General features: G+C 63.1%; 11 protein-coding genes and 1 pseudogene. 2 read left to right on the forward strand and 10 right to left on the reverse strand.

Annotated features, from left to right (window positions below):
* Window positions 1–15: 15 nt before the first annotated feature.
* From WS51_RS28445 to WS51_RS28490, 10 genes are all read right to left on the reverse strand, one after another.
* The gene (locus WS51_RS28445; protein ID WP_069230193.1) at window positions 16–897 is read right to left on the reverse strand and encodes a type II secretion system F family protein; all 882 of its coding nucleotides are present in this window, start codon (window positions 895–897) and stop codon (window positions 16–18) included.
* 36 nt (window positions 898–933) lie between these two features.
* Window positions 934–1,782 carry a type II secretion system F family protein gene (locus tag WS51_RS28450; protein WP_069230194.1) on the reverse strand — a complete coding sequence of 283 codons (849 nt, stop codon included), beginning with the start codon at window positions 1,780–1,782 and terminating at the stop codon, window positions 934–936.
* On the reverse strand, window positions 1,779–3,584 hold the full coding sequence (locus WS51_RS28455) for an ATPase, T2SS/T4P/T4SS family (RefSeq protein WP_069230378.1): 1,806 nt from the start codon (window positions 3,582–3,584) through the stop codon (window positions 1,779–1,781). The genes WS51_RS28450 and WS51_RS28455 overlap by 4 nt, the downstream gene beginning before the upstream one ends.
* A 25-nt stretch (window positions 3,585–3,609) precedes the next feature.
* The gene (locus WS51_RS28460) at window positions 3,610–5,298 is read right to left on the reverse strand and encodes a type II and III secretion system protein family protein (protein ID WP_081333635.1); all 1,689 of its coding nucleotides are present in this window, start codon (window positions 5,296–5,298) and stop codon (window positions 3,610–3,612) included.
* Window positions 5,299–5,325: 27 nt separating this feature from the next.
* Window positions 5,326–6,387 (reverse strand): Flp pilus assembly protein CpaB, encoded by a 1,062-nt coding sequence (cpaB, locus tag WS51_RS28465; RefSeq protein WP_069230195.1) that lies wholly within the window; start codon window positions 6,385–6,387, stop codon window positions 5,326–5,328.
* 18 nt (window positions 6,388–6,405) lie between these two features.
* Window positions 6,406–6,588 (reverse strand): hypothetical protein, encoded by a 183-nt coding sequence (locus WS51_RS28470; RefSeq protein WP_059820777.1) that lies wholly within the window; start codon window positions 6,586–6,588, stop codon window positions 6,406–6,408.
* Between the two features lies 1 nt (window position 6,589).
* Window positions 6,590–7,207 (reverse strand): hypothetical protein, encoded by a 618-nt coding sequence (locus WS51_RS28475; protein WP_236872432.1) that lies wholly within the window; start codon window positions 7,205–7,207, stop codon window positions 6,590–6,592.
* A gap of 83 nt (window positions 7,208–7,290) precedes the next feature.
* Complete coding sequence (locus WS51_RS28480) at window positions 7,291–8,142, reverse strand: hypothetical protein (protein ID WP_155773637.1); 852 nt, start codon at window positions 8,140–8,142, stop codon at window positions 7,291–7,293.
* 23 nt (window positions 8,143–8,165) lie between these two features.
* Window positions 8,166–9,743 carry a Tad domain-containing protein gene (locus tag WS51_RS28485; RefSeq protein ID WP_069230198.1) on the reverse strand — a complete coding sequence of 526 codons (1,578 nt, stop codon included), beginning with the start codon at window positions 9,741–9,743 and terminating at the stop codon, window positions 8,166–8,168.
* 22 nt (window positions 9,744–9,765) lie between these two features.
* A complete protein-coding gene (locus WS51_RS28490) occupies window positions 9,766–10,050 on the reverse strand; it encodes a Flp family type IVb pilin (protein WP_069230199.1) in 285 nt (94 codons plus the stop codon).
* A gap of 592 nt (window positions 10,051–10,642) precedes the next feature.
* On the opposite strand from WS51_RS28490, the gene WS51_RS28495 reads away from it, so the two are divergent.
* Window positions 10,643–11,407, forward strand: coding sequence for a prepilin peptidase (locus WS51_RS28495; protein WP_081333636.1), 765 nt, complete (start codon window positions 10,643–10,645; stop codon window positions 11,405–11,407).
* 88 nt (window positions 11,408–11,495) lie between these two features.
* Window positions 11,496–12,092: pseudogene (locus WS51_RS28500) on the forward strand (plasmid pRiA4b ORF-3 family protein).
* Window positions 12,093–12,120: the final 28 nt, after the last annotated feature.

Here is a 12,120-nt window from a genome sequence, read left to right on the forward strand (position 1 = left end):
CAAGTACGCGTTGCCTCACAGAAATCCTCCTTGCATGAACTTCATCGCGATCGGGAACCCGAGCACGACGAACGTCACGGGAAATATGAACACCATCAACGGAAACACGAGCTTGACAGGCGCTTCCATCGCCTGCTTCTCGGCACGCTGGAAGCGCTCCGCGCGCCGTTGCTCTGACTGGAAACGCAACGTACTCGCGAGACCCGCGCCCATACGCTCGGCTTGAATCACGGCACCAACCAGATTGGTGATCTCCTTGATCCCCTGCCGCTCATCGAAGCGACGCAGCGCATCGGCGCGATTCAAACCGGACTTGAGGTCGCGCAGCACGTGTTCAAACTCACGCCGCAGCGGCCCGTCCGGCCCCTTTTCGACCGCCTTCTGAATCGCGCCATTGATGTTGAGGCCAGCTTCGACCGCGAGCGTCATGAAGTCCAGGTAAACCGGCAGCTGCTTCTGGATCGCGGCGATCCGCGCGCGCCGTACGTCGCGCATCCAGATGCGCGGATAGTAATAACCCAGGAGCGCGGCAATGGGCGGCGCAAGGAGAGAAAACACCCCGAGCGCCACCATCGCGAACAGCACTACCGATGTCGCGACGACGGCCGACACGATGCTCAGCGCCACGAACTGACGCGCCGACATCAGGAAAATCAGGGGCGTAAGCCGCAATTGCAGATCGACCTGCTCAACGTAGGCGGTACCGAGACGGTCGCCCATCCAGTGCTCGACGACATTGACGAGCGGCCAGATGACCCTCAACCCCTTTGGCAACGGGTCGAGATACGCACGGTCCTCTTTCGGCACTGCCTGTTGCACTTGCAAGGCAGATCGCGTCAGCAAGAACAACACGAACATCGCACCGAATCCGATGAGCGTCGATATAAACAGAATCATCACTTCACTCCCAGATGACGACGCGGCACGCCCGGCTCATACGTCGATATTGGTGATCTTGGCAATCGCCTTGTAACCGAGGAACTCCATCACCCCGATCACGCCGAGCGTCATCCACCCGATCCGTTCGTGGAACAGAGGGGCCATCGCCTCCGGCTCCATGAAGTCGAGCACGAACATGAGCCCGACCGGCAGCAACGTCATCACCACGCCCTGCATCCGGCCCTGCGACGTCAGCGCACGGATCTTGCCTTCCATCTGCAACTTCGCACCCAGCGTCCGTGCGACCGATTCGAGGGCCTCCGCGAGGTTCCCTCCCACTTCACGTGAAATGGTGACGGCCGCCGTGACCATCAGGAAATCGGGCACCGGAATGCGTTTCTCGATGTTTTGCATGGCGATGTCGAGATCGATGCCGAGACGCAGCTCTCGTACGAGCAGTTCAAGCTCCTGGGAAATCGGCGCCGGCGATTCGGACACGACACTTTCGAGCGCGACCGCGAAGCTTGCTCCCGCGCGCAATGCGCCGGCCATCATCAGCAATACGTCCGGCAGTTGGCGTTCGAGTTGTGCGGTGCGCCGCTTGCGCATGACCGCGAACACGCGGCCCGGCGCCATCAGCGCCACGACGAGCCCGAGGCCTGCGAAGAACACGCTGTCGAACAGCTGATAGGCAAGCAACGGCAGCAGGACGATGCCCAGCAGCGACAGAAAGGCGACGCGCTGCCGGTTCGCCAACACGAATGCCTCCGCAAGCGATGCCTCGAGCTCGTTGACCACGCGCTTCGAGCGCGTGGTGACGGCACGCCGTCCGAGCTTGATCGCCACGACCAGGAAAATCGCAAGCCCGGCGAACACGGCCGCGAGCAGCACGACGATGTTCATGGGTGCGTGAGCTCCGCGCCGCCGGTGAATATCGTCGTATCGACCGGAATGCGCCGGCGGATCAGCTCCTGGTAGAAGTCGGGGACGTAAGCAGTCGGGCGGAACGTGCCCTGCACCTTGCCGTCCTCGCCAAACCCGTCCTGCTTGAATACGAACACGTCCTGCAGCTGGATCACGCCCGACTCCATTCCGCTCACCTCCGTCACATACGTGACGCGCCGGGAGCCGCACGAGAAGCGCGTCTGCTGGACGATGATGTCGACGGCCGAGCAAATCTGCTCGCGGATAGCCTGTACCGGCAAGTCCAGACCGGCCATCAGCGTCATCACTTCAAGTCGCGCGATGCAGTCGCGCGGTGAGTTCGCGTGCGCGGTCGTGAGCGAACCGTCGTGGCCGGTGTTCATCGCTTGCAGCATGTCGAGCGCTTCGCCGCCACGGCATTCGCCCACCACGATCCGGTCGGGACGCATCCGCAGGCAGTTTTTCACGAGATCCCTGATATGGACCGCGCCCTTGCCTTCCATGTTCGGCGGACGCGCCTCCAGCGACACGAGGTTCGGTTGGGACAACTTAAGCTCTGCTGCGTCTTCGACCGTCACGATCCGCTCATCATCCGGAATGTAACTCGACAGCACGTTGAGCAGCGTGGTCTTGCCCGACCCCGTGCCGCCCGAGATGATGATGTTCGCACGCTGCTCGACGGCCGTTTGCAGGAACTCGAGCATATCCGCCGACATGGAGCCGAAATCGATCAGGTCCTCGCCCGTCAACTTGCGCTGCGAGAATTTTCGGATCGTCATGCTCGGCCCTTTCAGCGCGAGCGGCGGAATCACCGCGTTGACACGGGATCCGTCCGACAGACGCGCGTCGACCATCGGGGAGCTTTCGTCGATGCGGCGTCCGATCGGCGCGACGATGCGTTCGATCGCACCGAGCACCGCACGATCGTCGGTGAAGATCACCGGCGACCGCGTCAACTTGCCACGCCGCTCAATGAAGATCTCGTCGTGGCAATTCACCATGATTTCACTGACGTCCGGATCGGCGATCAACTCCTCGAGCGGCCCCAGCCCGATCACTTCGTCGAATACACTCTTTCGCAACGCATCGAGCGACACGTCGGGCGACCGGAAGCTCGGATCTCCGTTCAGAATCTCGTCGAGCGCGCTGCCCACCGTGCGCCGCAATTCATCCTCGTCCATTCTCGCGACGTTGAGACGGCGCAGATCGAACTCGGCGATCAGGCGCATATGCACCTGCTTTCGCAGTTCGATGCCGGCACGACTGTTGATCGACGACGTCCGTTGATCCGGCGCGGCTGACGCGCGACGCGCCGGGCGCCGGTCCCGCCGCTCGGCACGTGTGGACGACGGCGAGTCTGCGTCGAGCACGGGGGCGGCATCGGCCGCCGGTCTCGCTTGTGAGGATGGCGCGGCCTGTGGCTTGGCTTCCTGGCTTGTCGCGGCCGTGGGTTGCGCCGGAGCGTCCGGCGCACCACCAGCTGCACGGGGCTGCGTCTCCGTCACCACGCGAATCCTCGTCGTTCCTACCTCGATTTCGTCGGCATCCGTCAGTGGACCGAAATTCTCGACCGGTGAGCCGTTGACGAGCGTGGTGACGATCCCGCCCTGATCCTCGAGATACCACGCGTTGCCGTGTAGCGCGATGCGGGCCTGGATTCGGCCGATCAGCATCCCCTTGACCACGATGTCGCAATCCGGTGACTTGCCGATCGTGCAGACATCCTCGACCTGCACGATCCGCGGCGCGCCGTGACGGGCCTGTACTTGCAAACTCAGCATAACGTTCTCTCCTTTCGAGCGGTCGTCACGGCGCACCGGCAGCCGCCGCGCGGCCGGGCGCCTCTGCATCGACAGCGGAAGCCGGCACTGCCGGACGCCACGTCACCGGCGTTGCGAGAATTGTGTGCAACGGCCGCGCAGGACGCGCGGCCTCGTCCTTCGTGTCGAAGTCGCCCCGCGCGTTCTTTAAGTCCCGCTCGCCCGTCGTCGCTCGTTCGTCCGCCGTATCGGCCGAAGTCGGCCTGGCGTCGGCGCTACCGTCGCCGCGCCCGGCCGGCCCCGATGCGCCCGCCTCGTCGCCGCCCGGCGCAGCATGTAACGGTGCCGGCTGCACTCGAACGGGGCCGAACTGCTGCGGCCGGGTCGGCCCGATCGGATTCAGCGTGCCGTTCGAGCCGCGCGAATCGTCGGCAAGCGGACTCGGATCGCCGTGCTTGTCGTGGAATCCGCGGTTGATAAGGTTGGCGCGCGCGAGCATGTCCGTATTCGGTGCGAGCGTCGGATCCGAGATGAGCGGCGTGACCAGGATCACGAGATCACTGCGCTTCGAACGAAACTCGTCGGACCTGAACAGGCGCCCGATGATCGGTAGCCGCCCGAGAAAGGGCACGCGGCTCGCATTACCAATCGCGTCCGCATTGATCAGGCCGGAAATCGCCATGGTCTCCCCCGCTCGCAACGAGATATCGGATCGCGCGCTACGCGTCAGAAAGCCCGGGTAGCCGCCATAAGACACGGATGGATCGATCTGGCTGATCTCGGTGTCGATCTGCGCGGAGATCACGTTGTTCGCGTCGACGACCGGTTTGATATTCAGTTTGATCCCGTAGTCCTTGTATTCGACGTCGGTCGTACCCAGCGCGCCGGCGCGCGGAATCGGCACCTGCCCGCCCGCGAGGAAGCTCGCCGTGCCGCCGCTCTTCGTATTGAGCTCGGGGGCCGCCAGCACGTAGGCATCGCCGTTGTTGACCATAAGGTTGATCATCGACGTGATCTTCGTCGATATTCCCGCGAAAACCATGCCCGCCGCCGTGGCGGCCTGGCTTCCGATGAACCCTTGCGCACCCGCCTGCGGCCCGGCAATTTTCTGGTCCCACTGAATGCCGAGGTTCTCCTGCGCATTCCGCGTGAGTTCCATGATCTGCACCTTGAAGTGGATCGTCTTCTTCAGCGCATCGCCCTCATCGACGATCGTCGCATCGAGCAGATTCGGCACGTCGACGGTCGCTGCCTTGATGCGGCCGAGCATGTCGCGGTGCACCGTGCCGGTCAGCACGATGTTCGGGCCGGATTCCACGACCTGCACGCCGGGGACACCGACCAGGACCCGGCGCAGCTGCGCGGCGGTTTCGTGCACGTTGCCCTTCGCGATGCGCACCGTCGTATTCACCGCGACGCCGTTCGTCGTCCAGACGACGAGCGACGTGATGCCGGGCTTCTCCGCCAGCAACATCAACCGGCCATCGACAACGTTGGCCGTCACCAAGGTGCCGTCACCGATCGCGATGCGCTTGATCTGGCTCGGTACGTCGATCATCCGGATCTCGCCGCGATACAAATCGAGTACGGCGGCACGCGCCGGCGCGACGTGCTCCTCGTGGTTGATACGTGGCGCGGCGAACGCTTGTGGCATGCCCTGGGCAGCAAGCACGCCGGCCAATGCGCACGACAACACCCTGCTGCGGCGCTCCGCCGCACAATCTATGACTTTCATGAACAACCCGTATTGCGTTCTCGAACGTTACCGCGGCGCGCTGGACGCACCCATTTCGGCTTGCAGGCGGTCTGCAAGCGCGTTTGCCTGCTGATAGGCTCCGCTCGCCGCCCGGGGCCGTGCGGCCGGCTTCGACACCGGAGCCGGCACTGGCGCGCTGCCGGGGATACCGGCATCGGCCGGCGACGCAGCGATCCGCGACAACGTCGCGCTACCTCTGCCGCCGGTGATGATTTCGACGACGTCGCTTTCTGCGACGGCACCGTCCGGCGCGGCCGCGAACAATCCCGGTTCATCAAGCCGCTTCGGCGGCGGCGCGGCACGATCCTCGCTGTTACGGAGGATCAGGCGCAACATGCCGACCTTCTGCGCGAGCACGATGCGTGCGGCCTCCGCGACCGGCACCTGTAACGTGACCGTCGCGTAGCTTTCGCGCTGCGCGCCGTCGGCCATGTCTCGCGCTGCCTCGCCTGCGTCGCGCGGTCGCACATCGTTGCCGGTCGCGAGCACGAGCACATCCGGCATCAATAGCAGAATGGACTGTGCGCCGCCAGCCGCGTCGTTGCCGCCGCTCATCGTCGAATCCGGGTTCTGGCCAATCCAGTAGAGATCCACGTGGTTGCCGGGACGCAGCATCGCATCGGTCGAATTGACCGTGTCGATCTGCAAAGTGAGCGCGCGCGTGCCGGACGGCAGGATGTCCGAGAAGTCGCGCGCCTGCAGCGCATCAATATCCTGCGCGCGCAACGCCCGCCCGCGCCTGACTGGCTTGACGAGCGTCGCGAGCCGGAACTGGTTGAAATCGGCCGCGCGCAGCATATCGTCATAGACGAGATCCGCCGGAATGTCGCGAGCAACGAACACGTCGCTCGTCAGCGGCGTACCGGCCGGTACGTCGGCACGCGGCACGACCACGGAGATGCCGCGCCCCTGATGACGTGTCTCGGCCTCGGCCTTTATGCGGGCCTCGCTGGCCGTGATGTAGCGGTACGTCATCCAGGTGATGCCGCCCGCTGTGATCACGGCAATGCTGACCAGCAGCCAAGTGTTCGCAAACAGCGAACGATAGTTGATTCGACTGAATATCACTGGACTATCCTGACGCGCTTAGGGCAATGACAACGCATAGCTGTATGCGCCGAAGAACGACTTCATCGCGACCAGAAGCGTATTCATGACCGACGTATCGCCGCCCACGACGAGTCCTGCAATAATCAATCCAGCGACCACGAAGTACTCCACGTAGGCTTGGCCGCGTTGACGCCGCATGCGGCCAGTCAAACGTTGCATATCAACCACTCTCCATCACATTGATCACCGCCGTGGCTTGTCCAGCCTGTCCGGAAAACACGGCGTCCAGCTTGTACCTACCCTTTTGCATCGCGAGCCCGACATCGGGCGCACGCCGCACGTTCGACTGCGCAACCGTCGTACTCGACATCGTCCGCCATCCGGCACGCACCAGCGCGTCGCGATAGCGCGCGGCATGCTCGTCGGCGCGACCCGGCAACGCGATCACCCATGTGCGTCCCGCTCGCCCGGGATCGCGGCTTTCGAGGTCGGACAGAACACGGCCGGCCGGCAGTGCAGCAACCGACACCGGAATTGCATTCCGCGCCCCGGCAGAGTCGAGCTGCATCACGCTCAGGACGCCGCGGGTCGTGTCGCCGTGCTGGCCGGCCGGCAGTTCGAGCACGTATTGGCAAACGCCGTCGAGCCCGCTCATCGTCCGGCCGCGCGGGCCCGACATCCCGATCGCTGGCAATTCCGCGCGCTCCCAATAGGCGCGGAACGCGCGCTCGACCTGCTCGACCGTCATGTCGAACGTCAGCGCCCAGACCGCGGCCGGCATGCCGTTCAACAGCATGTCGCCGCCGATCGACTGCGCGCGAGCCGCAGGCACCGGCATTCGGTCGCAGGTCTGCGCGCTCGCGTGCGTTCCCGCCCAGACGGTGCCCACCAGCACCCAGCACCGCCACCATGACGCCGCACTCACTTCAGCACCCCCGCAGGCACCACGTCTGCCTCGATTCGGCCCGGCTTGAAGTACGCCGGCCCCAGCACGGTGCCTACACCGTCCATGGCCTTGACGAGCGTCTGCCGATCACGCGTCTGGAGCATCGCGTCGAGCTTTGCCGCCGGCGCCGCCACCTCGGGCCCGATCGCCGACACCAAGCCGAGCCTGCCATCCGGTGTCCAGGTATTGGTCACGAGCGTGGTCGTGTCCTGGAACGTCAGCTGCGCGAGCGACGGCCACAGCCGCTTTGCGCTCTCGCCGCGCAATCCGACATGCACCGATACTCGCCCGTCCTGAGCCGTGCGCGACGCCATCTGCAATGCCACCTCCTGGCGCACGCGCGGCGACTGATAGACGCCGATCGTCTTGTTTGCGAGCTTCGTCGTGCCCGCAGTCAGTCGATCGGTCGCGCGCGTGGATACCGCGATGTCGCGCGCCGATTCGACGAACGCCGCGCCACCTGGGTCGCGCCACGCGGCCGGCAACTCCGCCGACAGCGCGACACTGCCGTCGCTGCTTGACAAGGACGTGCGACGCGGCGCAACGACCCGCGCAAGGAACTCGTTCAACAGCACGTCGTCCGTTTTGGTCACGGTTTGCGCACCCGCGCCGAATTTCTGGTACCACCAGCTGTCGGAGCCCGTGCCCGCGTCGTCCGGATTCGTCCATACCGTGCGCTCCCATGCAACGTAGCGCGAGCCAACCAGCACCTTGTTACGCACGTCGTTAAGTTTGCCGAGCATCGCCATCGCGAGAAGCCCGGCGATGAACACCAGCCCGAGCCCGGCGACCATTTCGACCATCGCCTGCCCGTGTTGACGGCGCACGGAAGGCCACCTGTACCGACGGCTCATCGCCCCCCTCCACTCGCCCGCGCATCCCCTACTCTGGCCCGCGCTTCCTCCGGAACCGCCGCCAGGCGCGCTTCCCAGTACGGACTGAATAAGCTCGGATACTCGGCTCGCCGGTCAGTGCGCGACCAGTTGGACGGGTAACGCAGCAATCCGTAGATAGACCGCAGCCCATTCTCGTCCGGCCTCACGAAATATGCCTCCCCGGCGGCGACGGCCATTAGCGGGCGCAGATCGTGCGAGAGCGCGAGCCGCCCGCCGCCGAGCAGGCGCGAATCGCTTATCGTCGAGCCCTGTTCGCGTGCCAAGCGAATCGTGATGCGTGGCGCGGCGCTCGCCACGCCTTGTCCAGCCAGATCCCGATAGGGTTGCAAACCGCCATTCATGCTCATCGTCACGCCCGGCCCCGCTGCGTACTGCGATCGCATTGCCGACGATACCCATCCTGGTGAACTGCTTGGATAGCCGAAATTCAGGTACCCGCCATAGCCATACCAGCTCTGATAGCTCATCGCATTGCCGTTCCCTGCGCCCGCTCGGCCTTCCGTACTCGTGTCATCGATGCCTGCCTTGACAATCGTCACTTCCCGGGCCTCCCAGTGCCCCTTGGACACCGGTAGTTCGCCACTCACCCCGCTCTCAGCCGGCGCATCCTCGACCCATACCCATTCCGTGTGAATCTCGATGCAGTCGTGTGCGGTCCAGACGCGCGTCATCGCGCCATCGATGGCCTGCCACCCACGGCGATCGGGCCGCAATTGCGTGCCGCCATCCATCCGCGAACGACGACCTACGCTTCCCCAGCATCCCGGCACAAACCCGCTTCCAAACTCTTCCACCGGCCGACTGCGCACAAAGTCGCCGAGCGTGCGGGCGTCAGCAACGACTTCGGCAAACCGATCGTCGTAGCCCGCACGCGGGTCGAACGTTGTCGAATGCGTCCGCCACGCGGCGAATTCCGTTCGCGATAGCTGATCGTCGAACGATCCGCGCACGACGCGCGTATTGGGTTCGTTCGCACGTGCGATCTCGTCGGCGAGGTTGGGCGCACCGGCAAGCGTTGCTTCGTGGTACGCACGCTGCGCGCTGCTCAGCGCCGCAATGATCGTGTCGAGATTGCGCGCCATACCGAGAAGATCGGCATCCAGACGCTGCCGCACCGGATGAATCATTTCTCTCGCCCGGCTCTTTTTCATGAACCAGTCATCCGCGCCACCGCTGTATTGATCCGCCAAACGATCGGAACGCGAGCTGGGTGCAACATGTTCGTCGAGCATGTCGACGAATGACTTCAGACTGACCATCTGCGCGACTGCGGCTTGATTTGCAACCATGGCGCGATTGGTATACGCGGAAAAGTTGTAGTCGCGCGCCTGCATCAACGCAACCGCGTACGCCCCCGCGTCCGCCGTATTCTGCAACTTGATCTTTGCACTGGTCAGCTGGAGCGAATTGAACGCAAGGTTGAGTGCAACGCCGCCCACGACCAGAAACAGCAATGCCGGAACGAGTGCCTGCCCGCTCTCGCGGGCAGGCACTACTTCACCCGAACAGGCACGAAAGGTACGGAACACCATCGCTTATGACAGACAGCGTGTGCTAGTTGCCACCCGAATTGGTGATCTTCTCGTTGTCATAGCTGCCGAGGCCCTTGGTCGTGTCCGCCTCCTGCCCAGCTTCTTGCGCGGCCTTCTGCGCCGAGGTGATGTTCCCACTGGCACTCTTGCCGGACAGCTCGATTGCGAGACCCGCAGTCTGATTGCGCACCGTCTTGCCGAAGAATGAATACACCGCAATCGCCGACACGGCGATCAGCGCAACAATAATGATGTACTCGGTCATCCCCTGACCCAGCTGCTTGCGAATTCGACGATTATTTTTCATATTAATTTTTTCCATCAGAGGCATAAAATATCTTCCAGCTAAAAAAAATGACGACCACCGACATAGCAAAAAGCTCGCCGCACACGAAAGCGCCAATGCGGCAATTCCTGCGCCCGGAACTTGACCGGCAACTAGCGCCGCACTTCCCAAGAGTCGCGTGATGAGAAACATCGATGCACACCAACGGCGTCGATCGACCAGCGCAGTTCGGACTCGGCGCCACCGCGGCCACCCGGCACGCCTCGCCGGCGCGGCTGCCAAGAACAGCAAATGCTATCTCCGCGATCCCTTGAATGAAAGTTGATTAGTCAGATTTTTTGTCTCGATAAAAATTCATTACCCCCGCGAGACCGCATCTGCCTATACGTGATAATCTCATTCATCCAACCGACGATAATTTTTTCGTCGCTATTGAATTCACAAATTTCTTAATTGTTCACTTACCGGTTTAGCTTGTTCAAAACGATCCGCAGCCATTCGACCGAAGAATCATTTTTCGAACCGCTGTCGATTCGCGATCGCGGCAATATCCCGGTGCCATCGCAGGGACAGACACATCCCAGGCATTGGCGTCCGTCCAAATGAGCTCCCCATGACGTGGCTGCTTTTCATTCTGCTTGGCGGTGTCTCGGGCCTGCTGGCGACATTCGCGGTTGCCTATCTGCCAAGTGCCGTCGAACGCGATGGTGTACCAGCACCCATTACACCCACGCACCGCGCACGTTGTGACCACTGCGACCGTATGCTGACACCACTGGAGTGCGTCACATCAATCCGACTGCTGCGTCTCGCGCCCAGTTGCTTTCGCTGCGGCGAACGCCTCACGACGCTGCTGCCGTGGGTCACCGCCGTGTGTACGTTTTCGGCGATTCTCGCGCGCTTCGCTTTTGGTCCGACGTACGCGGCGGTGGCCGCGTGCGGATTCAGCGTGTCGCTCGTCGTGGCGAGCATCATCGACGTACGGCATAGGCTTCTGCCCGACATGATCACCTTGCCGCTATTGTGGGCCGGCTTGATCGTGAATCTCGCTGGCGTGTTCACGACGCTGTCGAGTGCAGTGATCGGCGCAGCCTGCGGGTATCTTGTGCTGTGGACGCTCCACTGGCCGTTCAGGCTGTTACGTGGCGTCGAAGGAATGGGATATGGAGATTTCAAACTGCTGGCCGCGCTCGGTGCGTGGCTAGGATGGGCACCACTCCCATGGATTGTCGTCATATCGTCGGTTGCCGGCGCCGTCGTCGGCATCGTACTAATCGCCACCGGGCGCAATCGCGCCGACACGCCGATTGCATTCGGCCCGTTTATGGCCCTCACGGGCGTGGCGGTGCTATATTCAGGCTACCTGCCGGCATGTTGATGTCCACGAAGGCCCGCTGCCCTGGAAAGTGACCACCCCGGCATCGTAAGGCGAAAGTGCCGCTGGCTTCCCGTTCCACGGCGATCAGATGGCGAAATCGTTCCAGCGCTTTACCCTGCACGTGCAGCTTCAACACACCGAGCCGCCCATCTGGCGCCGGATCGAGGTCGAAGGAACCGAGTCACCGCGCAAGCTGCACCATATCCTGCAGGCAGTCTTCGGCTGGGAAGACTCTCACCTGCACGACTTCCTGATCGACGGCATGACCTACACCACGTTCGAGGTCGATGACGTGCTGGACTTCGCTAATCCGGGCACGACCGCCGATGGCCGTAAGGTTCGACTGCAGAAGGTGCTGAAACCTGGCTCACGCTTCCTCTACCGGTACGACTTCGGGGACGGGTGGGATCACGCCATCGTTGTTGAGAAAGTGGAAATCGTTGAAAGCGAACCGTGGGGCGCGGCCCAGGTCATCGATGGTGCTCGCGCGTGTCCGCCAGAAGATGTGGGCGGCCCGCCTGGCTACGACGCGTTCCTAAACACGCTATCTAGCGATCCGAATAGCGAAGAGGCAGAACATTACCGAAACTGGGGTGGCCCCGGCTTCGATGCCGATTGATTCGATCTGCGTGCTGCCAATGCCACACTGCTGCGCATGGTATCCAATCGTTGGGGAAACCGGTAACTCACGCCGTCAAGACGGTATCGGCCCC

The sequence above is a fragment of the Burkholderia territorii genome, assembly GCF_001718335.1.
In the GTDB taxonomy this organism is placed as follows: Bacteria; Pseudomonadota; Gammaproteobacteria; order Burkholderiales; family Burkholderiaceae; genus Burkholderia; species Burkholderia territorii.

Coding starts and splice junctions, on each gene's coding strand:
- WS51_RS28450 (WP_069230194.1), bottom strand. CDS start 1,782: ATGAACATCGTCGTGCTGCTCGCGGCCGTGTTCGCCGGGCTTGCGATT.
- WS51_RS28470 (WP_059820777.1), bottom strand. CDS start 6,588: ATGCAACGTTTGACTGGCCGCATGCGGCGTCAACGCGGCCAAGCCTAC.
- WS51_RS28445 (WP_069230193.1), bottom strand. CDS start 897: ATGATTCTGTTTATATCGACGCTCATCGGATTCGGTGCGATGTTCGTG.
- WS51_RS28475 (WP_236872432.1), bottom strand. CDS start 7,207: ATGCCGGTGCCTGCGGCTCGCGCGCAGTCGATCGGCGGCGACATGCTG.
- WS51_RS28495 (WP_081333636.1), top strand. CDS start 10,643: ATGACGTGGCTGCTTTTCATTCTGCTTGGCGGTGTCTCGGGCCTGCTG.
- WS51_RS28460 (WP_081333635.1), bottom strand. CDS start 5,298: ATGAAAGTCATAGATTGTGCGGCGGAGCGCCGCAGCAGGGTGTTGTCG.
- WS51_RS28490 (WP_069230199.1), bottom strand. CDS start 10,050: ATGAAAAATAATCGTCGAATTCGCAAGCAGCTGGGTCAGGGGATGACC.
- WS51_RS28485 (WP_069230198.1), bottom strand. CDS start 9,743: ATGGTGTTCCGTACCTTTCGTGCCTGTTCGGGTGAAGTAGTGCCTGCC.
- WS51_RS28455 (WP_069230378.1), bottom strand. CDS start 3,584: ATGCTGAGTTTGCAAGTACAGGCCCGTCACGGCGCGCCGCGGATCGTG.